Source organism: Roseateles sp. (assembly GCF_965229315.1).
GTDB lineage: Bacteria > Pseudomonadota > Gammaproteobacteria > Burkholderiales > Burkholderiaceae_C > Pelomonas.
The window spans coordinates 1,432,161-1,454,583 of record NZ_CBDDJA010000002.1 but is presented as its reverse complement, the minus strand read 5'-3'; the positions used below and the strand labels follow the sequence as shown (position 1 = coordinate 1,454,583).

The following is a 22,423-nucleotide window of genomic DNA, read 5'->3' as shown; positions in this document are numbered from 1 at the left end:
CACCGACCCGATGAGCTCCACCACCGAACGCCCCGCGTCCAAGCACGCCCGCTCGCTGAGCGGCCTGGCGCCCTTCCTGCGCCCCTACCGCGGCCGCATCGCGCTGGCGCTGCTGACGCTGGTGATGGCCGCGCTGGCCACGCTGGCGTTCCCGCTGGCGCTGCGCGGCCTCATCGATGCCGGCTTCAGCGCCAGCAACCCCGGCGAGCGGCTGATGGCGCTGCGCGAGCACTTCCTCGCGATGTTCGGGGTGGGCATCGCTTTAGGCATCTTCTCGGCCTCGCGCTTCTACATGGTCACCTGGCTGGGCGAGCGCGTCACGGCCGACCTGCGCAACGCCGTCTACAGGCACGTGCTGCGCCAGAGCCCCGAGTTCTTCGAGACGACGCAGACCGGCGAGGTGCTCTCCCGTATCACGACGGACACCACCGTCGTGCAGACCGTCGTCGGCTCCAGCCTGTCCATGGGCCTGCGCAACGTGGTGATGGGCGTGGGCGCGCTGGTGATGCTGGTGGTGACCAACCCCTACGTGATGGGCCAGGTGCTGGGCATCCTGGTCATCGTCGTCGCCCCGGCGCTGTACTTCGGGCGGCGCGTGCGCAAGCTCTCGCGCGCCAGCCAGGACCGCGTGGCCGACACCTCGGCCATCGCCGCCGAGGTGCTGAACGCGGTGACGGTGGTGCAGAGCTACACGCAGGAGGCGGCGGAGAGCCGGCGCTTCTCCGCCGCCAGCGAGGCCGCGTTCGACACCGCCATCAGCCGCACCCGCGTGCGCTCCTTCCTGGTGGCCTTCATCATCACGGCCGTCTTCGGCGCCATGCTGTGGGGGCTGTACCAGGGCACGCAGGCCGTCGTCGCCGGCAAGATCAGCGCCGGCCACCTGGGCCAGACGGTGGTCTACGTGACGCTGCTGGTCAGCAGCGTGGCCGTGCTGGCCGAGGTGTGGGGCGATGTGCTGCGCGCGGCCGGCGCCACCGAGCGGCTCATCGAGCTGATGGAGGCGCGCTCACCGGTGGCCGACCCGGCCGCGCCGCAGGCCCTGTCGGCCACGACGGGCGGCAGCCGCGTCGAGTTCGACCACATCGGCTTCCACTACCCGTCACGCCCGCTGACGGCGGCGCTGGACGGCCTGTCGCTGACCGTGCAACCCGGCGAGACGGTGGCCCTCGTGGGGCCCAGCGGCGCGGGCAAGACGACCGTGTTCCAGCTGCTGCTGCGCTTCTACGACCCGCAGTCCGGCCAGATCCGCCTGAACGGCGTGCCGACGCAGCAGCTCAGCCTGGCCGACCTGCGCGCCAACGTGGGCCTGGTGCCGCAGGACAGCGTCATCTTCTCCACCACCGCGATGGAGAACATCCGCTACGGCCGCCCCACGGCCACGGACGACGAAGTCATCGCCGCGGCCAAGGCCGCCTTCGCGGACGACTTCATCCGCGCGTTGCCCGAGGGCTACGCCAGCTTCCTGGGCGAGCGCGGCGTGCGCCTCTCGGGCGGCCAGCGACAGCGCATCAGCATCGCCCGCGCGATGCTCAAGAACCCGCCGCTGCTGCTGCTGGACGAAGCCACCAGTGCGCTGGACGCCGAGAGCGAACGCGTCGTGCAGGCGGCTCTCGAAGCCGCCATGCAGCACCGCACGACGCTGGTCATCGCGCACCGGCTGGCGACCATCCAGAAAGCCGACCGCATCGTCGTGCTGGACGCCGGGCGCATCGTCGACATCGGCCGCCACGACGAACTGGTCGCGCGCGGCGGGCTGTACGCCAAGCTCGCGGCGATGCAGTTCGGGTTGGTGACGGACGCGGACGCCGTGGCGTAAACATCGCCACTTCGCACGCCCGGCCCCGCGCGGCCGGCCTGGTAGGTTGGGGTGAGCATGCGAACCCCGACAAAACACTCTGTTCAACCCGCCCCCTTCGCCAGGCGGGCCACCAGCTTCAACAGCGTGGGCACGCGCTTGCGGCCGTGCATGGCGCGCACGCGGGCCTTGGCCGCGCCAATGTCGACGCCCGCGCAGGTCACGATCAGCGGCGGGGTCTCCTCTTCGCGCATCACCTCGAACTGCGCCGACAGGCCGGGTGGGCGCGTCTTGGCGACGCCGATGACCGGCGTGAGGCTGCCCAGGGCGTGAAACAGGTGCCGGCCCAGGCCCGGCGTTTCGTCCGCATCGAGATGGACGAAGCCGTCGATGAGGATGAGCTCGGGTGCCAGCTGGTGCTCGCGCAGCAGCTGCATCACGCAAGGCAGTGCGCGCAGGTCGAGTTCTCCGCGTGCGGGCTTCTCGACGTGGGCGATGTGCGACAGATAGGTCTTGGCCGCTTCCGGCGAGTCCCAGGCGTCGAACGCGACGGCGGCGGCCTGCGCTTGCGCGCCGTCGAAATGAACAGCGATGGCGAATTTCATGAAGGATGGTGAGTCGCGGTCTTGCCGCAGTCTCGGTCATCGGTAGCCCGCGCCCGCGGCGCCGCCGCCCCCCCCTCGAATGCGGGCACGGCCTGCGAGCGACGCGACGCCCTTGTCATGAGTTCGTCTTGTTGCATCCCTAACCTGCCGGCGGGCTGAACGGGGCGGGGCATGGTGCACCGGCGTTCGCCGACTGATTCGACGGTAGCAACCGCACGCAAAGGCAAGCCATGAAGATCTCGACGACGCACAAGACCTGGCTCGGCGCCCTCGCCGCCCTGCTCCTGACGGCCGGCAGCACCGCCACCCAGGCGCAGGTCCGCATCACAGAAGTGGCGCCGTGGAGCAGCGGCTCCAGCGTCGGTGCCGACTGGTTCGAGCTGACCAACACCGGCAGCAGCGCGCTCACCCTCAGCGGCTGGAAGATGGACGACAACTCCTTCGCCTTCGGTTCCGCCGTGGCGCTGAGCGGCATCACGACCATCGCCGCCGGCGAGTCGGTGATCTTCCTGGAAGGCGGCTCGACCGAGGTCACCAACTTCGTCAGCGCCTGGTTTGGCGGCGTCCTGCCGGCCGGCCTGCAGATCGGCACCTACAGCGGCGCCGGCGTGGGCCTGAGCACCTCCGGCGACGGCGTGGCCGTGTTCAACGCCGCGGGCGTGCTGCAGGCGAAGGTGTCGTTCGGCGCGTCCGACGCCACCGCGCCGCTGCAGACCTTCGACAACGCGCAAGGCCTGGACAACGTCACCCTCAGCCTGCTCAGCAACGTCGGCATGAACGGCGCGTTCGCGTCGCCGGACGGCGCCATGATCGGCTCGCCCGGCGCCATCGCCGCCGTGCCGGAACCGGCCAGCTGCGCGCTGCTGCTCGGCGGCCTGTCGGCCCTCGGCCTCGTCGCGCGCCGCCGCGCCAACGGCAAGGCCTGACCCGCGATGCGCAAGCTCACCTCCTTCTTCGCCCGGCCGTTGCTGATCGCGCTGGCCGCCGCCGCGAGCTGCGGCGCCGCACAGGCCGCAGGCACCGCACTGAACCTGGGCAACTACAGCGTCACGGCCACGTATGCGCTGGACATCAACCCCGGCAGCCTCGGCGTCTCCGGCCTGGAGGCCTCGGCCGTCACCTACGCCCGCGACCGCAATTCGCTGTTCTACGTCGGCGACGAGGGCACGGGCGTCATCGAGATTTCGCTGACCGGCCGCACGCTCGGCACCATGGCCTTCGACTGGAGCGGCACCGGCAGCACCAAGCACGACACCGAAAGCCTGGCCTACCTGGGCAACGGCCAGCTGGTCGTCGGCGAGGAGCGGCTGTACGACGCCTACAAGTTCACCTACGGCAACGGCGGCAGCGCCCGGCTGGCGAACGCGGGCGTGTCGATCAGCAACGACAACGTCGGCAACGACGGCCTGGAAGGCCTGGCCTACGACCCGCGCAACGGTGGCAGCTTCGTCTCGGTCAAGCAGGACGTGCCGGAGGACGTGCGCGCCGGCACGCTGAGCTTCGCCGCCAGCCTGGGCGGCACGTCGACGATGACGACGCTGTTCGACCCGGCCCGCCTGGGCCTGGCGACGCTCTCGGACGTGGCCGTGCTGTCCACGGTGGACTCGCTGGCCGGCACGGCCGCCGCCGATCACCTGCTCTTCCTGAGCCTGGGCTCGCGCATGCTGGTGGAGGCCGACCGCAGCGGCAACGTCATCAGCCGCTTCGACCTGTCCAACGTGCTGGCGCACAACGGCATCGAGGGCGTGACCATCGACGAGAACGGCACGATCTACCTCGTGGCCGAGCAGATCCAGGACGGCACCGCCCCCGCCAATGCCGCGTCGCAGCTGATCGTGCTGTCGGCCATGGCGCCGGTGCCGGAGCCGGCCAGCGCCACGCTGATGGCGATCGGCGCGCTGAGCCTCTTCGGCCTGGCGCTGCAGCGCCGCCGCAACCCGCGCTGAGACCGCGCCGCTGCGCAGTCACCGAGGGTCTGCAGGCAGGCCCTCGGCGCTGGTGCGTCAGGCGTGGTCCCAGCCCAGCCGCACCACGCCGCAGTGCCGGCAGACGAACTTGTAGAAGGCGTTGTCGCCGGCGGGCTCGTAGTCCTTCGTGGCACGGGCCCAGTCCTTCTCGGTCAGCCCGTAGTGCTGGCGCCAGTCGGCCTTCGTGGCGTCGCTGGCGTCCTCGATGTCGTCTTCCAGCGCGTCGCCGTGGAACTCGCAGGCATCGTTGCAGTGCGACAGCCAGGCCTCCTGCTGCCAGCAGGAATAGCCGGGTGTGCGCAGGCTCACCTCCTCGGTGACCTCCTGGGCGACACCGGCCTTCTGCAGCGGCTGCGGGTCCGAAAAGCTCGCGCCCAGCTTGCTGGCCGCGGAGCCGTCGGCGATGCACCAGGGGCACAGCCGCTCGTCCAGGTCGCAGGTGGCATAGACCGGCTGCACGTAGACGAAACCGCGCTGCTGGCCGCAGCAGGCGCATTCGATGGCGCGTGCCTCGATGGCGCCCGTGGCCAATGGGTCGGGGTGGTAGCGGAAGGAAGGCAGCGGCGTGTTCATGCCGGCACGCTAGCAGACATCCATGCCGGCGCAGGGTTCAGCGCCCGCGGGCGGCGCCGTCAGTTCGCGCCGGCCTGTACGGCGTCCTGCGCTTCGACGAATGCGCGGCGGAACGCGAGCGGCTCCGCAATGCCGGCTATGGGCGCATGCGACGCGCCCGTGCCGGCAATGACCAGCGTGCCGAAGTCGAGCATCCGGCCCAGCAAGGACTGGTTCACCTGGATGCTCTCCACCTTGCTGATGTTGATCTCGATGGTGCTGCGTCGGATGAACCCATGCTTGACGATCACCCGCTTGGTCGTCACGGCCAGTTCGGTGGACTTGATGCGCACATAGGCCATCGCCCAGAAGACCAGCCCCAGCCCGAACGCCGGCAGCAAGATCAAGCCGAGCGCCAGCCAGTGCCACACCGACCACAGGCTGGTGCGGCCCAGGTGGACGACGCGTTCACCGGGCACGAGCACTTCATCGACGTAGCTGGACATGGCAGACTTTTGAGTTGACGCGGCGGATTGGACGCGAGGCCCGCCGTTGGGCGCTACGGTACACGCCCGGGCACCGTCTGCACGCCCCGCCGGCCCATCTGGACGACCAACGTCAGGGCTCATGAAGATTTCAGTGCCGCACAACATGGACGACGTGCAATTGGCCGAGGCCATCGTCGCAGCGCGCCACAGCCCGGTCGGCGTCCGGGCGCTGATCCTCACCATCGGCGCCGTCCTCATGGGGGCGCTGTCGTTGGGCAGTTGGTGCCTCGTGTTGTCGACGTTTCTCTTCTCCAGCCCCGCCCCTGCCACCACCGTGAAGTGGGTGGCGCCCGCAGGCATTGCGTTCTTCGCCACGATGTTCTTGTGGTCGTTCCTGCAGGACAAGTTCGGCGAGCGACACAGGCTGGGGCCGACAGGCCTGGCCACCGCGATCTACGAGCTGACAGCCGAAGGTGTGCTGATGACGACCGACTCTGCCAAGACGCTGCTCTACTGGACGCCGGACGTCACCGTCGAGAACGACAGCCAGCGCCTGTTCATGAGCTTCGGTTCCGGAGCGCTGCTGGTGATCCCGGCGCGAGCGTTCCAGGGCTACGCCGAATTCGAAGCGTTTGGCCTGCACGCCATGGCGCACGTGAAGGCGGTTGGCGACAGCCTCGCGCTGCCGGCGCCGCCGTCTTGAATCTCAGGACATCGCTCGCAAGCCGATCCGTCGCACCCGTATGCGGCCTGACTGCCCGTTTGACCGGTGAAACCCGCCGTTGCAACGGATTCGCACGGCTGGCAGAGTCGCGTGGGTGCGCGCTGGTTCCTGCACGCGCTCGATGCCGCACAAAACGACGGTTAGCCGGCGTGGTCATTTGCCGGAAAACGCCTTGTCAGGTCACAAACGCCACCTCACCGTTTTCACAAGGGAGACCTTGATCATGAAGCTCATTCCCGCGCTGCTCCTGATCACCGCCGCTTCGACCTCGGCGCACGGCCAGGCGTTCACCAACCTCGACTTCGAGGCCGCGACCGTCACCCAGCCGCCCAACGGCATCAGCTTCATTGATTGGAGCGCGGCGGCTCCGGGCTGGAGCCACAGCGCCGGCGCGGACACGTCCGCCGTGTACTACGGCGGCACGCATGTCGGCGTGACGCAGTGGTTCCTGCTGACCGATGCCGCAACGGTCCCCGCCGGCCCATTGGCCGGCGCCTATTCGCTGAGCTTTGCCAGCGGCTACGACAGCAGCAATGCAAGCGGATCGCAGTGGGTCAACGCCCATGTGTCGCAGACCGGCCTGCTGCCGTCGGATGCCCGGGCGCTGACACTGCTCGCCAGCGGCCCGCTCGGCATCACCATCAACGGCACGGCGGGCGCCCTGGTTTCGCTGGGCGGCAGCGCCTACGGCGTCGATGTCACCGCGTATGCCGGGCAGAGCGCGGAGATCAGGTTCATCAACACGTCGACGCAGTTGTTCAACCCGGTCACGATCGACAACGTCGCCTTCTCCGCGTCCCCGGTGCCGGAGCCGCCGGTCTGGCTGCTGCTGGGCATGACGCTCGCCGGCTGGCAGGCCGTGGCCCGGCGGGCAAAGGGCTGCAGCTCCCGATAGGTGCCTCGCCACGAGGGCGACCCACGGCTCATTGAGGACCGCATTGGATTGGTGAGGGTGCGTGCCGCGTCGCCGGCCGACCGCCCTCGTGCGAGACCGAATGCCCCCTAACGAGTGAATGGTCATTCACTTTTCTCTTGCCCTCAGTCTGCCATCAAATAGAATGAACGATCATTCAGTATTTGCAACTGGTTGAGCGCGATGCAGTCCAGCGGGCTTGCGAACCGCCCGGCCACCCGCCCGCCGAGGTTCGCCCCATGCCCAACAAGTCCCAACGCCCCTCCCTCAGCATGCCGGCGTTCGCCACGCTGACCGTGGTGGTCGCCGTCGCCGCCGCCCTCTTCCTGACCGCCTGCGGCAAGGCCGACACGCCGGGCGGCGCCAAGCCTGGCGCCGCCCCAGTCGCAGCGCAAGTGGGCGTGGTGACGCTGCAGCCGCAGCGCGTGGAGCTCAGCGCCGAGCTGGCCGGGCGCACCGTGGCCTTCCAGACCGCCGAAGTGCGCCCGCAGGTCAACGGTATCGTCAAGACGCGCGCCTTCACCGAAGGCAGCGACGTCAAGGCCGGCCAGTTGCTGTACCAGATCGACCCCGCCAGCTACCAGGCCGCGCTGGACAGTGCCAAGGCGGCCCTCGCCAAGGCCGAGGCCAGTGCGACGACGGCCAAGCTGAAGGCCGGCCGCTATGACGAGCTGGCCGGCATCGACGCCGTCAGCAAGCAATTGCGCGACGACACGCAGGCCGCGCTGAAGCAGGCGCAGGCCGACGTGGCCTCGGCCACCGCCGCCGTGCGCGCCGCGCAGATCGACCTGGACCGCACGCGTGTCAGCGCGCCCATCGCCGGCCGCATCGGCCGCTCGGCGGTCACGCCCGGCGCGCTGGTGACGGCCAACCAGGCCGCCGCGATGGCCACACTGCAGCAGCTGGACCCGATCTACGTGGACGTCACCCAGACCAGCGCCGAGCTGCTGCGCCTGCAGCGCGACCTCGCCGAAGGCCGGCTGCAGCGCGACGCCAGCGGCCAGGCGCGCGTGAAGCTGCTGCTGGAAGACGGCAGCACCTACGCGCTGGAAGGCAGGCTGCAGTTCTCGGAGCTGCAGGTCGACCCCGCCAGCGGCAGCGTCACGCTGCGTGCGCAGTTCCCCAACCCCAGGCGCCAGCTGCTGCCGGGCATGTATGTGCGCGCCCAGGTGCAAAGCGGCGTGCAGGCCCAGGCCATCCTGGCGCCGCAGGCGGCCGTGCAGCGCGACGCCAAGGGCAACGCGACGGCGATGGTCATCGGCAAGGACGGCAAGGCCGAGAGCCGCACGCTGCAGACCGGTCCGGCCATCAACGGCCAGTGGCTGGTGACGTCGGGCCTGGCCGCGGGCGACCAGCTCATCGTCGACGGCCTGCAGCGCCTGCGCCCCGGCAGCCCGGTGCAAGCCGCGCCGGCAGCTTCGGCAGCATCAGCCGCCGCGCGCTGATCGGAGACCCCCGCCATGTCCCGCTTCTTCATCGACCGCCCCATCTTCGCGTGGGTGCTGGCCATCGTCATCATGCTGGCCGGCGCGTTGTCTATCAACACGCTGCCCATCTCGCAATACCCCAGCATCGCGCCGCCGCAGGTGTCCATCAACGCGAGCTACCCCGGCGCGTCCGCCAAGACGCTGGAGGACACCGTCACCCAGGTCATCGAGCAGAAGCTCAAGGGCATCGACGGCATGACCTACATGTCGTCCACGTCGGACTCGCAGGGCAACGCCAGCATCACGCTGACCTTCACCGCCAGCACCGACCCCGACACCGCCCAGGTGCAGGTGCAGAACAAGCTGCAGTCGGCCACGCCGCTGCTGCCGCAGGAGGTGCAGCGCCAGGGCGTGCAGGTGGTCAAGTCCACCAGCAACTTCCTGATGGTGGTGGGCTTCGTCTCCGAGGACGGCTCGCAGTCGCAGGTCGACTTGTCGGACTACGTGTCCACCAACGTGCTGGACCCGCTGAGCCGCGTCGAAGGCGTGGGCGAGGTGCAGCTGTTCGGCGCGCAGTACGCGATGCGCATCTGGCTGAACCCCAGCCAGTTGGCGCAGTACAGCCTGACGCCGGCCGACGTGTCCACCGCCATCCAGGCGCAGAACGCGCAGGTCTCGGCCGGGCAGCTCGGCGCCGCGCCGGCCAACGTGGGCCAGCAGATCAACGCCACCGTGACGGCGCAGAGCCGGCTGCAGACACCCGAGCAGTTCCGCAACATCGTGCTGAAGACCGGCACGGACGGCGCCACCGTACACCTGCGCGACGTGGCCCGCGTGGAACTGGGCGCGGAGAGCTACGCCACGGTGTCGCGCTACAACGGCAAGCCCGCTGCCGGCATCGCCGTGAAGCTGGCCACCGGTGCCAACGCGCTGGCCACGGCCAAGGCCGTGGAGGCCGACCTGAAGCGCATGGCGCCGTTCATGCCCGCCGGCGTGAAGGCCGTCGTCGCCTACGACAGCACGCCGTTCGTCGAGGTGTCCATCCACGAGGTCGTCAAGACGCTGATCGAGGCCATCGTGCTGGTGTTCCTCGTCATGTACCTGTTCCTGCAGAACTTCCGCGCCACGCTGATCCCGACGATCGCCGTGCCGGTGGTGCTGCTGGGCACGTTCGGCGTCATGGCCGTGGCGGGCTTTTCCATCAACACGCTGACGATGTTCGGCCTGGTGCTGGCCATCGGCCTGCTGGTGGACGACGCCATCGTCGTGGTGGAGAACGTCGAGCGCGTGATGACCGAGGAGGGCTTGTCGCCCGTCGAGGCCACGCGCAAGTCCATGAGCCAGATCACCGGCGCGTTGGTGGGCATCGCGCTGGTGCTGTCGGCCGTGTTCGTGCCCATGGCCTTCTTCGGCGGCTCCACCGGCGTCATCTACCGCCAGTTCTCCATCACCATCGTGTCGGCCATGGTGCTGTCGGTGTTCGTCGCGCTGGTGCTGACGCCGGCGCTGTGCGCCACGCTGCTCAAGCCCGACCATGGCGCCCCGGCCACGCGCGGCTTCTTCGGCGCGTTCAACCGCCGCTTCGACGCCACGGCCAACGGCTACCAGGGCCTCGTCGGCCGCATGGTGCACCGCTGGGGCCGCTACCTGGTCGTCTACGGCGCGCTGGTCGTTGGCATGGCCTGGCTGTTCCTGCGCCTGCCCACGTCTTTCCTGCCCGATGAAGACCAAGGTATTTTGTTCACGCAGGTGCAACTGCCCGCCGGCGCCACGCAGGGCCGCACGCTGGACGTGCTCAAGCGCGTCGAGGACCATTTCCTGACGAACGAGAAGGACAACGTCGAGTCCATCTTCGCCGTCACCGGCTTCAGCTTCGCGGGCCGTGGCGAGAACATGGCCATGGGCTTCGTCAAGCTCAAGGACTGGAGCGTGCGCAAGGGCAAGGACCAGGGCGTGACCGCCGTGGCCGGCCGCGCGATGGGCGCGTTCATGCAGTACCGGGACGCCTCGGCCTTCGCCTTCGCGCCGCCGTCGGTGCCGGGCCTGGGCTCGTCCAGCGGCTTCGACGCCTACCTGCAGGACCAGTCCGGCACAGGCCGTGACGCGCTGATGGCCGCGCGCAACCAGTTCCTCGGCGCCGCCGCCAAGGACCCGCGCCTGTCCGCGGTGCGCCCCAACGGCCTGGAGGACGCCGCGCAGCTGCGCCTGGACGTGGACACGGCCAAGGCCGGCGCTTTGGGCGTGTCGGTGGCTGACATCAACAGCCTGCTGTCCACCGCCTGGGGCGGCAGTTACGTGAACGACTTCATCGACCGCGGCCGCGTCAAGAAGGTCTACCTGCAGGCCGACGCCAAGTTCCGCATGCAGCCGGACGACCTGAACAGCTGGCGCGTGCGCAGCGCGTCGGGCCAGATGGTGCCGTTCTCGGCCTTCGGCACCGCCAGCTGGGAGCAGGGCCCGGCCCGCCTGGAGCGCTACAACGGCCTGCCCGCCGTGGAAGTGCTGGGCGGCGCCGCCCCGGGCAAGAGCTCGGGCGTGGCGATGGATGCGGTGGAGGAGATCGCGGCCAAGCTGCCGGGTGGCGTGGGCCTGAGCTGGACCGGCCTGTCCTACCAGGAGCGGCTGACCGGCGACCAGGCGCCCATGCTGTACGCGATCTCGCTGCTGGTGGTGTTCCTGTGCCTGGCCGCGCTGTACGAGAGCTGGAGCATCCCGTTCTCGGTGATGCTGGTGGTGCCGCTGGGCGTCATCGGCGCGCTGCTGGCCGCCACGCTGCGCGGGCTGTCCAACGACGTGTACTTCCAGGTCGGCCTGCTGACCACCATCGGCCTGTCGGCGAAGAACGCGATCCTGATCGTCGAGTTCGCCAAGGAGCAGATGGAAGCCGGCAAGGACGCCATCAGCGCCACGCTGGCCGCCGTGCGCCTGCGGCTGCGGCCCATCCTGATGACATCGCTGGCCTTCGCCCTGGGTGTGCTGCCGCTGGCCATCGCGACCGGCGCGGGCTCGGGCAGCCAGAACGCCATCGGCACCGGCGTGCTGGGCGGCATGCTGAGCGCGACCGTGCTGGGCCTGTTCTTCGTGCCCGTGTTCTTCGTCGTCGTGCGCCGCTGGTTCCCGGGCAAGAAGCCGTCACCGGCGCCCGCCGTCCCGGTCGCGCCCCAAGCCCTGGAGGGCCACTGACATGACCAAGTTCTTCCTTCCCACCGTGCTGGCGGCCAGCCTCGCGCTGGGCGGCTGCGCCAGCCTGGCGCCCACCTACGAGCGCCCCGCCGCGCCGGTCGCTGCCCAGTGGCCCGTGCCGCAGTCGGCCACGCCGCAGACAAAGGCCGCCGACATCGGCTGGCGCGAGTTCTTCACCGACCCGAAGCTGCAGCAGCTCATCGAGCAGGCGCTGGCCAACAACCGCGACCTGCGCGTGGCCGTGCTGAACGTGGAGCGCGCGCAGGCGCAGTACCGCGTGCAGCGGGCCGACCAGTTGCCGTCGGTGAACGCCGGCGTCGGCCAGAGCGCGCAGCGCCTGCCCGGCGCGCTGAGCACGACGGGCCAGCCCGCCATCAGCCGCCAGTACACCGCCACGCTGGGCATCAGCGCCTACGAGCTGGACCTGTTCGGCCGCGTGAGGAGCCTCAGCGACGCCGCACTGTCGCAATACCTCGGCACCGAGGACGCCCGCCGCAGCGCGCAGATCAGCCTCATCGCTCAGGTGGCGGGCAGCTACCTGACACTGGCCGCAGACCAGGAGCGCCTGCGGCTGGCCGAGCAGACGCTGCTGGCACGCCAGGACGGCCTGCGGCTCACGCAACGGCTGCAGCAGGCGGGCGTGTCGTCCACGCTGGACCTGCGCCAGGCCGAGATTTCGGCCGAGACCGCACAGACCGATCTGGCCAGCCTGACGGCCCAGGTCGCGCAGGACCGCAACGCGCTGGAGCTGCTGGTGGGGCAGCCGCTGACCGCGGCGCAATGGCCCACGGCCGGCACCGATGCACCCGTCAGCCAACTCACCGAGCTGTCGGCCGGCCTGCCCAGCGACGTGCTGCTGACCCGTCCCGATGTGCAACAGGCCGAGCGCACGCTGCAGGCCGCCAACGCCAACATCGGCGCGGCGCGCGCGGCGTTCTTCCCGCGCATCAGCCTCACGGCCAGCGCCGGCAGCGCCAGCCCCGCACTGGGCGACCTGTTCCGCGCCGGCAGCGGCACATGGAGCTTCGTGCCGCAGCTGACACTGCCGATCTTCGACGCCGGCCGCAACCAGGCCAACCTGAAGGTGGCCGAGGTGGACCGCGACATCGCGGTGGCGCAGTACGACAAGGCCATCCAGTCTGCGTTCCGCGATGTGGCCGATGCGCTGGCGCAGCGCGCCACCATTGGCCAGCAGGTGGCGTCGCAGCAGCGGCTCGTCGCCCAGACGCAGGACGCGCTGCGGCTGGCCGAGGCACGTTTCCGGCAAGGCGTGGACGACCGCCTGGCCACGCTCGACTCGCAGCGCTCGCTGTACGGCGCCCAGCAGGGCCTCATCAACGCGCGGCTGGCGCAACAGGTCAACCGCGTGACGCTGTACAAGGCGCTGGGCGGTGGGGCGCCAGCGCCGGGCGACGCTTCGGGCACGGGCGCACGGGCGACACAATCCGCATCGTGACTCTCTCCGCCAATCCTTCAGACCGCGCCCTCGCGCGCCGCCAGCAGGTGCTGGACGCCGCCGCCGAAGCGTTCCGCCGCCGCGGCTTCCACGCCGCCAGCATGGCCGAGATCGCCAAGACGGCGGGCATGAGCCCCGGCCACATCTACAACCTGTTCGAGAACAAGGACGACATCATTGCGGCCATCGTCGAGCGGGACTGCGTGGACCTGCTGGGCCGCATCGCCGAACTGCAGCAGGAGGACGACGTGCTGAACAAGATGCTGGGCGAGACGGAGCGGGCCATCGACGAGTCCGCCCAGGTGGCGGACGCAGCACTGGAGCTGGAGGTGCTGGCCGAGGCCAGCCGCAACCCCAGGCTGGCGGCCGTCGTGCACCAGGCCGAAGCACTGGTGAACCAGAAGGCGCAGGACCTGGTCCGCCAGAGTCTGGGCGCCGCGGCGGACGCGCTGCCAGCGGGTGAGATCCAGGGCCGCGCCCTGCTGCTGGCCGCCCTGTTCAACGGCCTGACAGCGCTGAGCGTGCGCCAGCCCGCGCTGTCGCAGCAGGTGCCGGCGATGGCGCCCGTCATGCGGCGCATGCTGAGGGTGCTGCTGGCGCCCTGAGGCACTCGGCGGCTGTCGGACAATGGGGCGCATGAGCACGCCGCCCCGCCCTCCGCAGCAATACGAAGACTTCATGCGCCATGTGTTCGAGCATGGCGTCCAGAAAAGCGACCGCACCGGCACCGGCACGCGCAGCGTGTTCGGGCACCAGATGCGCTTCGACCTGGCGGCCGGCTTCCCGCTGGTGACGACCAAGAAGGTGCACCTGAAGTCCATCGTGCTGGAGCTGCTGTGGTTCCTGCGCGGCGACGGCAACGTGCGCTGGCTGCAGGAGCGCGGCGTGACGATCTGGGACGAATGGGCGCGGCCGGACGGCGACCTGGGCCCCGTCTACGGCGTGCAATGGCGCTCCTGGCCCACGCCGGACGGCGGGCACATCGACCAGATCGCCGACGTGGTCAAGACGCTGAAGTCCAACCCGGACTCGCGCCGCATCATCGTCAGCGCCTGGAACGTGGCCGACCTGCCCAAGATGGCCCTGATGCCCTGCCACGCGTTCTTCCAGTTCTATGTCGCGGACGGCAAGCTGAGCTGCCAGCTCTACCAGCGCAGCGCCGACATCTTCCTGGGCGTGCCCTTCAACATCGCGTCATACGCGCTGCTGACCATGATGCTGGCCCAGCAGTGCGACCTGGACCTGGGTGACTTCGTCTGGACCGGGGGCGACTGCCACATCTACGACAACCACGTCGAACAGGTGCAGACGCAACTCGCCCGCGAACCGCGGCCCTATCCCACCATGACGATCAAGCGCCGCCCGGCGTCGATCTTCGACTACGCGTTCGAGGACTTCGAGCTGGGCGGCTACGACCCGCATCCGGCCATCAAGGCACCGGTGGCGGTATGAGCGTCGTCACGCTGGTGGCGGCGGTGGCCCGCGATGGCGCCATCGGCCGCGACAACGCGCTGCTGTGGCACCTGCCCGAGGACATGGCGCGCTTCAAGGCGCTGACGGCGGGCAAGCCGGTGGTGATGGGCCGGCGCACGTGGGACTCGCTGCCGGCCAGGTTCCGGCCACTGCCCGGGCGGCGCAACCTCGTCGTCAGCCGCAGCCTGAGCAAGCTGCACGGCGCCGACGTGTTCCCGAGCCTGGACGCTGCGCTGACCGCCTGCGCGCAGGCGCCTGAGATCTGCGTCATCGGCGGCAGCGACATCTACGCGCTCGCCTTGCCGCAGGCTGACCGGCTGGCGCTCACGGAAGTGGATGTCGTCTTCCCAGATGCCGACCGCCATTTCCCGGCCTGGCCGCGCCACCAATTCATCGAAGCGCGCCGCGAGGCGCACACCAGCGCCAACGGCCTGCGCTTCGACTTCGTCGACTACCTACGCAAGGACTAACCACCATGTCATCCCGCGGCTTCCACGTCCACGGCCCGCACGAGCACGAGCTGGAGCACGCCGCCCAGCACGAGCCGAAAGGCTTCGCCGGCAAACTCGCCGTCATCACCGCCATCCTCGCGACGGTCGGTGCCTTCTTCTCGTACATGGGCGGCGCCACGCAGGCCAACGCGGGCATCCTGAAGAACGACGCGGCCATCAGGAAAACCGAGGCCGGCAACCAATGGAACTACTACCAGGCCAAGAGCGGCAAGCAGAACCTGGCCGAGCTGGCGCTGGACCTCACGGCCAGCGAGGAGCAGAAGACCAAGTACCGGGACAAGATCGCCCGCTATGAGAAGGAAAAGGCCGACATCAAGCTTGCGGCGGAGAAGCTGGAGGCGGAGTCCAAGCACTTCGACGAACAGAGCGCCGAGCAACTGCACATGCACCACCGCTGGGCCCAGGCCACGACGGCGCTGCAGGTCTCCATCGCACTGGCTGCCATCGCGTTGCTGACCAAGCGGCGCTGGATGGAATGGGCCACGATCGCCGCCGGCGGCATCGGCGTCGTGCTGGGCGTGGGCGCCTGGCTGCATTGGTGAGCCTGGCGCCCGTTGCGCCGCATGAACAGGCATGAAACGGGTCGCGAACGGGGCGCCTCTCAGCGCCTGCCTTCCTCGTGGCGACCGCGACCGTGCCCTCAGCGCTTGATGCGGCTGATCTTGGTGCCTTCCAGGCTCAAGCTCGCCATCAGGCCTTGCTGATCGGTGATGAAGGCGTAGGCGTCGTCCTTCAGCGTGGAGGTCGACAGGTTCTTGGCCAGGCCTTCGTTGACCGCCACCACCGTCGGGCCGACACCGAATTCCCAGCCCTTGGACTTGGCCAGGTAGTTGACGGCCTTGTCGCTCATCAGGAAGACGACATAGGCGTAGCTCTCCGCACCCGCCTGCCAGCCCCATGACGCGGAAACGGTGTTGAAGTACTCGGTGACCTTGGTCCCGCGCATCAGCACGCCTTCGCCGTAGCTGCCACCGAACACGAGACCCGCCTTCACCACCCGGGGGAAGACGAGGATGGCCTTGGCCTTCTTCGAAACGAGTTCGGCCGTGGGGTTGACCTTGTACAGCGCCTGCAGCGCCTGTGCGGAGTCCTTGGCGAGGTCCTCGGCCGTCGCCGCCAGCGCCTGGCCGGCGAAGCTGCCGAGCACGAGCGTCGCTGCCGTTGCCAACAGCATCCTGTGGATGCCACGTCGTGAGGAAGTCATACCGTTGTCCTTGGAGTCGGCCCATTGCCGAGGCACAGCCTGCGGCAGCGGCCGACAAGGCGTCTGTGCGCCAGCGAACGCAGACGATGTGCCAAGGGCAGGCCAGGCGCGGCAACAACGTCCAGCAAGGCAGGCCGCAGCGCCAGAGAGAGGCGATCCCGCAAACGACAAACCCGGCACAAGGCCGGGTCTGCGTGGGTGTCTGGTGGGCGGTGAGGGTTTCGAACCCCCGACCCCGTCCGTGTGAAGGACGTGCTCTACCCCTGAGCTAACCGCCCGATTTTTTACCGGGTTCGGACCCGTCTTGGCCTGCTTGAGGCCGGCCGGTCAGTGCAACGTTTCAAGGACAACGCAAGCCTCTGGTTCAAAGCCTGTCGTTGGTGGGCGGTGCAGGGTTCGAACCTGCGACCCCTGCCGTGTGAAGGCAGTGCTCTACCGCTGAGCTAACCGCCCTGAAAACGTCCCCGTTTCCGGGAAGCCCGCGATTATGCCACGGCTTGCGGTGGCTCCAGAGAACGCCATTTGCACGCGCCACCGGACGCCTTGTCGAGGTCGGCCAGCATCCGGGCGTGGGCGGCGGCCTCGGCGTCGTCGGCCCGCAGCACGGGCAGCTCGAAACGGCTCAGGTCGACGGCCTCGACGAGCGCATGCGCGTCACCACCCGCCGCGTCGCCGTGCTCGTCCATCAGCAGCGCGTCCTGGCCGCGCGTGAGGCGGATGTAGACGTCGGCCAGCAGCTCCGCATCCAGCAGCGCGCCGTGCAGCACGCGCTTGGTGTTGTCCACCTCCAGGCGGCGGCACAGCGCGTCCAGCGAGTTGGCCTTGCCGGGGAAGAGGTCGCGCGCCATCAGCAGCGTGTCGCGCACACCGCCGACATGGTCGGTCAGCACGCCGCGCTTCAGGCGCTTGAGCTCGGCGTTGATGAAGCCGATATCGAAAGGCGCGTTGTGGATGACCAGCTCCGCGCCGGCCAGGAAGGCCAGCAACTGGTCGACGATCTCGGCGAACTTGGGCTTGTCCGACAGGAAGGCCTCGGTCAGCCCGTGCACCCGCAGCGCGTCCTCATGGCTGGCGCGCTCGGGGTTGATGTAGAGATGCAGGTTGTTGCCGGTGAGCTGGCGGTTGACCATCTCCACGCAGCCGACCTCGATGATGCGGTCGCCCTTGTCGGCCTCCAGGCCGGTGGTTTCGGTGTCGAAGAAGATCTGCCGCATGCTCAGCCCGCCGGTCGCTCGTTGCGCCGCGTGGCCCAGACGAAGATGGCCAGTCCACCCAGGATCATCGGCACGCACAGCCACTGCCCCATGCTCAGACCGGTGCGGAGGGCGAAGTCCTTCAGGAAGTCGTCGGGCTCGCGGAAGTACTCCGCGGCAAAGCGCAGCACGCCGTAGCCCATCATGAAGACGCCCGAGATCTGGCCGGTGGCGCGCGGCCGGCGCGCGTACATCCACAGCACGATGAACAGCAGCAGGCCCTCGCCCGCCGCCTGGTAGAGCTGCGAAGGATGGCGCGCGAAGCCGGCGGGGTCCCCGGCCTGCGGGAAGACCATCGCCCACGGCAGGTCGGCCGGTGCCTGGCGGCCCCACAGCTCGCCGTTGATGAAGTTGCCCAGGCGCACGGCCGCGATGCCGGTGGGCACGCAGGGGGCGATCAGGTCCGACACCTCGAAGAAGCCGCGGCCGCGGCGCCGGCCGAAGAACCACAGCGCGAACAGCACGCCCAGCAGCCCGCCATGGAAGGACATGCCGCCCTTCCAGACCGCCAACACCTCGGCCAAGTTGTGAAGGTAGTAATCCGGCTTGTAGAAGAGGCAGTACCCCAGCCGGCCGCCGAGCACGACGCCCAGCACGCCGTAGAACAGCACGTCGTCGACGTCGGTCCTGGTCCAGCCCACGGCGGCGTGCTGCGGCATGCGCGCGCGCCGCGACGCCAGCCACATGAAGAGGCCGAAGGCGATCAGGTAGGTGATGCCGTACCAGTGCACGGCCAGCGGGCCGAGACGGAGGGCGATGGGGTCGAACTGCGGGTGGACCAGCATGTCTCGGGCAGAGAAGCGGAAGCGGCGCGCATCATAGCCAGCGCCCCTGCCCTGCCCGGGTGCGCCGGGTGTCGGACCCTCAGGCCCTCACGCGCTCAGGCCCTCAGGCCAGGCTGGCCAGCAGCTTGCGGGCATCCTCGATGTTGCGCGGGTTGGCACGCCTGTTCTGCAGGAAGCGCTCCAGCGCCGCCCTGGCGCCGGGCTTGTCGCCCTTGGCGGCCAAGGCCTGTCCCAGGCGCTGGTCGATGGGGTAGCGCTCGGCGCCTTCCAGCGTGCGGGCGCGTTCCAGCAGGCGCACGGCTTCGTCGGGCTGGGCAGTCTCCAGCGCCACGCGGGCCAGGCCGTACGGTCCGGCCGCATGCTGCGGGTTGTCGCGCTGCACGGTCTCGAACAGGCTGCGCGCCTTGGGAAAGGCCTTCTGATCGATGAACTCCGCGCCCAGGCGCATCCAGCCGTTGCGCAGCTCGCGCTGCAGTGCGCGGTCGTCGCCCGGCTTCACGCTGGCCAACTCCCGCTCGGCGCCGGCCAGGTCGTCGGCCTGAGCCGCCACGAGGAAGCGCAGCAGCTTGGCGTGCTCGGGCTGGTGCGCCTGCGCGTCGGCCGCCAGTTCCCTGGCCTTGCTCGTGCTGCCGCCGGCAAAGCCGGGCGCGATCAGGTAGAACTGGGCCAGCCCCATGCGCGGCTCGAAGAACTGCGGGTCCAGCGCCACGGCCTTGACGAACTGCTCCTTGGTCTTGGCCGCCAGGCCGGGCATCTTGAAGACGCTGGCGGTCATGGCCTGCTGGCCGTAGACACGCCCGAGTGCGTAATGGCAGGCGGGCGAACTCGCCGACGCGGGACGCCTGTCGACACAGGCCTGCAGCGGCGCGACGCTGGCCTCAAGCCGCGCGGCGTCGTTGTCATCGATGGCCGCCATGGCCAGCGCGAGGGTGGCCTGCTCGTCGTCACCCTTGGCGCGTGCGGCGCGCGTGAGCTCCGCGGTCTTGCCGGTGTCGAGCCAGGCCTGCCACTGCGGGTCCTTGAGCACGTCGGCCAGAGCAGCGCTGGCCAGCAGGGCCAGGGCAAGAGGGAGCAGGCGAAAGTTCATGCAACAGGTTCCTGAAGTGTGAAACCTCAACGCGGCAGCAACGTTCACAGAAACCCGGGTTTGCCCGGCGTGACTTCAGGCATGGCCTGACGAGCAGTCGAATGCCCTGATCAGCGACGCTTTTTTGTGCCGGGCTTGATGTGGCCCAGGGCCTCCATCTGCTGCTCGCGACGCGCCGCCTTGCGGGCATCCTGCGACTGCATCACCTTGCGCTGCGTGAAGCCGCTGGCATCCGCCCAGGCCCACCAGACCATGGCCAGCGCGAAGGGCGAGAGCACGATGACCCAGGCCCAGAAATCGTCCTTGTGGAACTGGACCCAGCCGCCCAGCTTCAGAACGACGCACAGCACGCCGATCAACACGAAACCCATCCGGGCTCTCCTTCAGGTATCTTTATCATCACTGTAGTCCACCGCCTTTGAAAGGTACGCATGAAAGCCCTGATCCTCGCCCTCGTCCTGGTCGCCCCGGCCGCCTTCGCCAACCAGGAGCTGGCACAGAAGAAGAACTGCATGGCCTGCCATGCGGTCGACAAGAAGCTCGTCGGCCCGGCCTACAAGGAAGTGGCCGCCAAGTACGCCAAGGACAAGGACGCCTACAAGAAGCTGGCCGAGAAGATCGTCAAGGGCGGCTCCGGCGTCTGGGGCCCGGTGCCGATGCCGGCCAATGCCCAAGTCAGCCCCGCAGAGGCCGAAACGCTGGCCAAGTGGGTGCTGACGGTCAAGTGACGCCGCGCCGGCACCGCCGGATGTGACAAGGCCCGCGCAAGCGGGCCTTTTTCGTTGGGGCGGGAGGTGCGGGTCAGTACGCCTGACCCAATTGCTCAAGGATGGCCGGATTCTGGTGCTCGCTCACATCGCAAGCGATATGAGCACGCCCCAAATCCCGCTGTCGGCTTCGCCTCCTCCGCCCTGCGCGCGGCTTGAGCAACAGGGTCAGTAAGCCTGACCCAATTGCTCAAGGATGGCGGGATTTTCCAGCGTCGAGGTGTCCTGGGTGACCGACTCGCCCTTGGCCACCGACCTGAGCAAGCGACGCATGATCTTGCCCGAGCGGGTCTTGGGCAGGTTGTCGCCGAAACGGATGTCCTTGGGCTTGGCGATCGGGCCGATCTCCTTGGCGACGTGGTCGCGCAGCTGCTTGGCGATGGCCTTGGCCTCGTCACCGCTGGGGCGCGGGCGCTTCAGCACGACGAAGGCGCAGATGGCCTCGCCCGTGGTGTCGTCAGGGCGGCCGACGACCGCGGCTTCGGCCACCAACTCCGTGCAGCTGACCAGCGCCGATTCGATCTCCATCGTGCCCATGCGGTGGCCGGACACGTTCAGCACGTCGTCGATGCGGCCGGTGATGGTGAAGTAGCCCGTTTCCGCGTCGCGGATGGCGCCGTCGCCCGCCAGGTAGTAGCCCTTGAGCTCCGGCGGGTAGTAGCTCTTCTTGAACCGCTCGGGGTCGCCATAGATCGTGCGGATCATGCTCGGCCAGGGCTTCTTGACGACCAGGATGCCGCCCTGGCCGTTGGGCACGTCGTTGCCCGTCTCGTCGACGATGGCCGCCGTGATGCCCGGGAAGGGCAGCGTGCAGGAGCCCGGCACCAGCGTCGTCACGCCGGGCAGCGGCGTGATCATGTGGCCGCCGGTCTCGGTCTGCCAGAACGTGTCGACGATGGGGCAGCGCTTGCCGCCCACATGCTCGTAGTACCACTCCCAGGCGGCCGGGTTGATGGGCTCGCCAACCGAGCCGAGCAGGCGCAGGCTGGACAGGTCGTAGTTCTTCGGGTGCACCGCAGCGTTGGTCTCGGCCGCCTTGATCAGCGAGCGGATGGCCGTGGGCGCCGTGTAGAAGATGCTGACCTTGTGCTTCTGGATCGTCTGCCAGAAGCGGCCGGCGTCCGGGTAGGTCGGCACGCCCTCGAAGACGATCTCGGTGCCACCCAGCGCCAGCGGGCCGTAGGTGATGTAGGTGTGGCCGGTGACCCAGCCGATGTCGGCCGTGCACCAGAAGATGTCGTCGTCCTTCAGGTCGAACGTCCACTTCGTCGTCAGCGCCGCATGCAGCAGGTAGCCGCCGCTGCTGTGCTGCACGCCCTTGGGCTTGCCGGTGGAGCCCGAGGTGTAGAGCAGGAACAGCGGGTGTTCGGCCTCCACCCACTCGGGCGTGCAGTTCGTGGACTCTGCCGACATCAGGTCGTGCAGCCACACGTCGCGGCCGTCCATCCAGCTGACCTTGCCGCCGGTGCGCTTGTAGACGATGACGTCCTTCAGCGTCGGGCAGGCGCCGCCTTCCAGCGCCTCGTCGACGATAGCCTTCAGCGCCAGCGCCTTGCCGCCACGCATCTGTTCGTCGGCGCAGATCAGCGCCACGGCGCCGGCGTCCTGGATGCGGTCGCGCAGCGACTGCGCCGAGAAGCCACCGAACACGACCGAATGCGTCGCGCCGATGCGCGCGCAGGCCTGCATCGCCACGACGCCCTCGACGGACATCGGCATGTAGATGACGACGCGGTCGCCCTTCTGGATGCCGCGGCCCTTGAGCGCGTTGGCGAGCTGGCTGACCTTGGCGAGCAGCTCGGCGTAGGTCACGCGGGTCACCGTGCCGTCGTCGGCCTCGAAGATCAGCGCGACCTTGTCGCCCTTGCCGGCCTCCACATGCCGGTCCAGGCAGTTGTAGGAGACGTTCAGCCTGCCGTCCTCGAACCATTTGAAGAACGGCGCGTCGCTGTCGTTGAGCGTCTTCGTGAACGGGGTTTGCCAGCTCAGCAGCTCGCGGGCCAGACGCGACCAGTAGCCTGCGTAGTCCTTCTCGGCCTCGGCCACCAGCGCGGCATAGCCGGCTTCGCCCTTCACATGCGCGTGGGCCAGCCATTCGGCGGTGGGCGGGTAGGTGTTCAGCGTGCTCATGGCTTGTCTCCTGATGTTGCTTGGCGCGGACTGTGCTGTGGCCGTCTGACGATGCCCTGACGACGGGGTGTCACTGGCGACACCTAGAATTTCCGCCAATTC

At 69.0% G+C, this 22,423-nt stretch carries 22 protein-coding genes and 2 tRNA genes; 13 read left to right on the top strand and 11 right to left on the bottom strand.

Going from position 1 to position 22,423, the window contains the following annotated elements; all coding sequences use genetic code 11:
• Positions 1–10 precede the first annotated feature (10 nt).
• Complete coding sequence (locus tag ACO07H_RS11510; RefSeq protein WP_422014185.1) at positions 11–1,816, top strand: ABC transporter transmembrane domain-containing protein; 1,806 nt, start codon at positions 11–13, stop codon at positions 1,814–1,816.
• A gap of 83 nt (positions 1,817–1,899) precedes the next feature.
• On the opposite strand, the gene ACO07H_RS11505 is transcribed toward ACO07H_RS11510, so the two are convergent.
• The gene (locus ACO07H_RS11505; protein WP_422014183.1) at positions 1,900–2,400 is read right to left on the bottom strand and encodes an endonuclease V; all 501 of its coding nucleotides are present in this window, start codon (positions 2,398–2,400) and stop codon (positions 1,900–1,902) included.
• 230 nt (positions 2,401–2,630) lie between these two features.
• On the opposite strand from ACO07H_RS11505, the gene ACO07H_RS11500 reads away from it, so the two are divergent.
• Both ACO07H_RS11500 and ACO07H_RS11495 read left to right on the top strand, forming a co-directional pair.
• Positions 2,631–3,326 (top strand): lamin tail domain-containing protein, encoded by a 696-nt coding sequence (locus tag ACO07H_RS11500; protein WP_422014181.1) that lies wholly within the window; start codon positions 2,631–2,633, stop codon positions 3,324–3,326.
• A gap of 6 nt (positions 3,327–3,332) precedes the next feature.
• Entirely contained in the window at positions 3,333–4,346 is a 1,014-nt protein-coding gene (locus tag ACO07H_RS11495) for an SdiA-regulated domain-containing protein (protein WP_422014179.1), read from the top strand.
• Between the two features lie 57 nt (positions 4,347–4,403).
• On the opposite strand, the gene ACO07H_RS11490 is transcribed toward ACO07H_RS11495, so the two are convergent.
• Positions 4,404–4,940, bottom strand: a complete 537-nt coding sequence (locus ACO07H_RS11490) for a CbrC family protein (RefSeq protein ID WP_422014177.1) — start codon at positions 4,938–4,940, stop codon at positions 4,404–4,406.
• 59 nt (positions 4,941–4,999) lie between these two features.
• Complete coding sequence (locus ACO07H_RS11485) at positions 5,000–5,425, bottom strand: PH domain-containing protein (RefSeq protein WP_422014175.1); 426 nt, start codon at positions 5,423–5,425, stop codon at positions 5,000–5,002.
• A 145-nt stretch (positions 5,426–5,570) separates the two neighbouring features.
• Between ACO07H_RS11485 and ACO07H_RS11480 the strand changes: the two genes are divergently transcribed.
• The 9 genes from ACO07H_RS11480 to ACO07H_RS11440 all read left to right on the top strand — a co-directional run bounded on the left by ACO07H_RS11480 (position 5,571) and on the right by ACO07H_RS11440 (position 15,637).
• Positions 5,571–6,110: a hypothetical protein gene (locus ACO07H_RS11480; protein ID WP_422014173.1), complete on the top strand. Its 540-nt coding sequence runs from the start codon at positions 5,571–5,573 to the stop codon at positions 6,108–6,110.
• Between the two features lie 238 nt (positions 6,111–6,348).
• The gene (locus tag ACO07H_RS11475; protein WP_422014172.1) at positions 6,349–7,026 is read left to right on the top strand and encodes a hypothetical protein; all 678 of its coding nucleotides are present in this window, start codon (positions 6,349–6,351) and stop codon (positions 7,024–7,026) included.
• A 257-nt stretch (positions 7,027–7,283) separates the two neighbouring features.
• The gene (locus tag ACO07H_RS11470) at positions 7,284–8,489 is read left to right on the top strand and encodes an efflux RND transporter periplasmic adaptor subunit (RefSeq protein WP_422014170.1); all 1,206 of its coding nucleotides are present in this window, start codon (positions 7,284–7,286) and stop codon (positions 8,487–8,489) included.
• A gap of 15 nt (positions 8,490–8,504) precedes the next feature.
• Positions 8,505–11,654: an efflux RND transporter permease subunit gene (locus ACO07H_RS11465; protein ID WP_422014168.1), complete on the top strand. Its 3,150-nt coding sequence runs from the start codon at positions 8,505–8,507 to the stop codon at positions 11,652–11,654.
• 1 nt (position 11,655) lies between these two features.
• Positions 11,656–13,110, top strand: coding sequence for an AdeC/AdeK/OprM family multidrug efflux complex outer membrane factor (gene adeC, locus ACO07H_RS11460; protein WP_422014166.1), 1,455 nt, complete (start codon positions 11,656–11,658; stop codon positions 13,108–13,110).
• Complete coding sequence (locus tag ACO07H_RS11455; protein ID WP_422014164.1) at positions 13,107–13,715, top strand: TetR/AcrR family transcriptional regulator; 609 nt, start codon at positions 13,107–13,109, stop codon at positions 13,713–13,715. Before adeC ends, ACO07H_RS11455 begins: the two co-directional genes overlap by 4 nt.
• Positions 13,716–13,746: 31 nt before the next feature.
• Complete coding sequence (locus ACO07H_RS11450) at positions 13,747–14,562, top strand: thymidylate synthase (protein WP_422014162.1); 816 nt, start codon at positions 13,747–13,749, stop codon at positions 14,560–14,562.
• Positions 14,559–15,053 carry a dihydrofolate reductase gene (locus tag ACO07H_RS11445; protein WP_422014160.1) on the top strand — a complete coding sequence of 165 codons (495 nt, stop codon included), beginning with the start codon at positions 14,559–14,561 and terminating at the stop codon, positions 15,051–15,053. The genes ACO07H_RS11450 and ACO07H_RS11445 overlap by 4 nt, the downstream gene beginning before the upstream one ends.
• Before the next feature lie 5 nt (positions 15,054–15,058).
• A complete protein-coding gene (locus tag ACO07H_RS11440) occupies positions 15,059–15,637 on the top strand; it encodes a DUF4337 domain-containing protein (RefSeq protein ID WP_422014158.1) in 579 nt (192 codons plus the stop codon).
• 98 nt (positions 15,638–15,735) lie between these two features.
• On the opposite strand, the gene ACO07H_RS11435 is transcribed toward ACO07H_RS11440, so the two are convergent.
• The 7 genes from ACO07H_RS11435 to ACO07H_RS11405 all read right to left on the bottom strand — a co-directional run bounded on the left by ACO07H_RS11435 (position 15,736) and on the right by ACO07H_RS11405 (position 19,795).
• Positions 15,736–16,299 carry a YSC84-related protein gene (locus tag ACO07H_RS11435; RefSeq protein ID WP_422014156.1) on the bottom strand — a complete coding sequence of 188 codons (564 nt, stop codon included), beginning with the start codon at positions 16,297–16,299 and terminating at the stop codon, positions 15,736–15,738.
• 203 nt (positions 16,300–16,502) lie between these two features.
• A tRNA-Val gene (locus ACO07H_RS11430) sits at positions 16,503–16,577 on the bottom strand.
• A gap of 100 nt (positions 16,578–16,677) precedes the next feature.
• A tRNA-Val gene (locus ACO07H_RS11425) sits at positions 16,678–16,752 on the bottom strand.
• 32 nt (positions 16,753–16,784) lie between these two features.
• Positions 16,785–17,513 (bottom strand): DNA polymerase III subunit epsilon, encoded by a 729-nt coding sequence (gene dnaQ, locus ACO07H_RS11420; protein ID WP_422014154.1) that lies wholly within the window; start codon positions 17,511–17,513, stop codon positions 16,785–16,787.
• Positions 17,514–17,515: 2 nt separating this feature from the next.
• Positions 17,516–18,337 (bottom strand): prolipoprotein diacylglyceryl transferase, encoded by an 822-nt coding sequence (gene lgt / locus ACO07H_RS11415; RefSeq protein ID WP_422014152.1) that lies wholly within the window; start codon positions 18,335–18,337, stop codon positions 17,516–17,518.
• 103 nt (positions 18,338–18,440) lie between these two features.
• Complete coding sequence (locus tag ACO07H_RS11410; protein WP_422014150.1) at positions 18,441–19,424, bottom strand: tetratricopeptide repeat protein; 984 nt, start codon at positions 19,422–19,424, stop codon at positions 18,441–18,443.
• Between the two features lie 110 nt (positions 19,425–19,534).
• Positions 19,535–19,795 carry a TIGR04438 family Trp-rich protein gene (locus ACO07H_RS11405; protein ID WP_422014148.1) on the bottom strand — a complete coding sequence of 87 codons (261 nt, stop codon included), beginning with the start codon at positions 19,793–19,795 and terminating at the stop codon, positions 19,535–19,537.
• Between the two features lie 60 nt (positions 19,796–19,855).
• Here ACO07H_RS11405 and ACO07H_RS11400 point away from each other — a divergent pair, with 60 nt between their 5' ends.
• Entirely contained in the window at positions 19,856–20,152 is a 297-nt protein-coding gene (locus ACO07H_RS11400) for a c-type cytochrome (protein ID WP_422014146.1), read from the top strand.
• A gap of 207 nt (positions 20,153–20,359) precedes the next feature.
• Here the strand turns inward: ACO07H_RS11400 and acs are convergent, their stop codons facing one another.
• On the bottom strand, positions 20,360–22,321 hold the full coding sequence (gene acs / locus ACO07H_RS11395; protein WP_422014144.1) for an acetate--CoA ligase: 1,962 nt from the start codon (positions 22,319–22,321) through the stop codon (positions 20,360–20,362).
• Between the last annotated feature and the right edge of the window lie 102 nt (positions 22,322–22,423).

Bases quoted from the DNA above. Each gene is read 5' to 3' on its own strand.
- ACO07H_RS11510 (WP_422014185.1), top strand. From the start codon at position 11: ATGAGCTCCACCACCGAACGCCCCGCGTCCAAGCACGCCCGCTCGCTG.
- ACO07H_RS11505 (WP_422014183.1), bottom strand. From the start codon at position 2,400: ATGAAATTCGCCATCGCTGTTCATTTCGACGGCGCGCAAGCGCAGGCC.
- ACO07H_RS11500 (WP_422014181.1), top strand. From the start codon at position 2,631: ATGAAGATCTCGACGACGCACAAGACCTGGCTCGGCGCCCTCGCCGCC.
- ACO07H_RS11495 (WP_422014179.1), top strand. From the start codon at position 3,333: ATGCGCAAGCTCACCTCCTTCTTCGCCCGGCCGTTGCTGATCGCGCTG.
- ACO07H_RS11490 (WP_422014177.1), bottom strand. From the start codon at position 4,940: ATGAACACGCCGCTGCCTTCCTTCCGCTACCACCCCGACCCATTGGCC.
- ACO07H_RS11485 (WP_422014175.1), bottom strand. From the start codon at position 5,425: ATGTCCAGCTACGTCGATGAAGTGCTCGTGCCCGGTGAACGCGTCGTC.
- ACO07H_RS11480 (WP_422014173.1), top strand. From the start codon at position 5,571: ATGGACGACGTGCAATTGGCCGAGGCCATCGTCGCAGCGCGCCACAGC.
- ACO07H_RS11470 (WP_422014170.1), top strand. From the start codon at position 7,284: ATGCCCAACAAGTCCCAACGCCCCTCCCTCAGCATGCCGGCGTTCGCC.
- ACO07H_RS11465 (WP_422014168.1), top strand. From the start codon at position 8,505: ATGTCCCGCTTCTTCATCGACCGCCCCATCTTCGCGTGGGTGCTGGCC.
- adeC (WP_422014166.1), top strand. From the start codon at position 11,656: ATGACCAAGTTCTTCCTTCCCACCGTGCTGGCGGCCAGCCTCGCGCTG.
- ACO07H_RS11450 (WP_422014162.1), top strand. From the start codon at position 13,747: ATGAGCACGCCGCCCCGCCCTCCGCAGCAATACGAAGACTTCATGCGC.
- ACO07H_RS11445 (WP_422014160.1), top strand. From the start codon at position 14,559: ATGAGCGTCGTCACGCTGGTGGCGGCGGTGGCCCGCGATGGCGCCATC.
- ACO07H_RS11440 (WP_422014158.1), top strand. From the start codon at position 15,059: ATGTCATCCCGCGGCTTCCACGTCCACGGCCCGCACGAGCACGAGCTG.
- ACO07H_RS11435 (WP_422014156.1), bottom strand. From the start codon at position 16,299: ATGACTTCCTCACGACGTGGCATCCACAGGATGCTGTTGGCAACGGCA.
- dnaQ (WP_422014154.1), bottom strand. From the start codon at position 17,513: ATGCGGCAGATCTTCTTCGACACCGAAACCACCGGCCTGGAGGCCGAC.
- lgt (WP_422014152.1), bottom strand. From the start codon at position 18,337: ATGCTGGTCCACCCGCAGTTCGACCCCATCGCCCTCCGTCTCGGCCCG.
- ACO07H_RS11410 (WP_422014150.1), bottom strand. From the start codon at position 19,424: ATGAACTTTCGCCTGCTCCCTCTTGCCCTGGCCCTGCTGGCCAGCGCT.
- ACO07H_RS11405 (WP_422014148.1), bottom strand. From the start codon at position 19,795: ATGGGTTTCGTGTTGATCGGCGTGCTGTGCGTCGTTCTGAAGCTGGGC.
- ACO07H_RS11400 (WP_422014146.1), top strand. From the start codon at position 19,856: ATGAAAGCCCTGATCCTCGCCCTCGTCCTGGTCGCCCCGGCCGCCTTC.
- acs (WP_422014144.1), bottom strand. From the start codon at position 22,321: ATGAGCACGCTGAACACCTACCCGCCCACCGCCGAATGGCTGGCCCAC.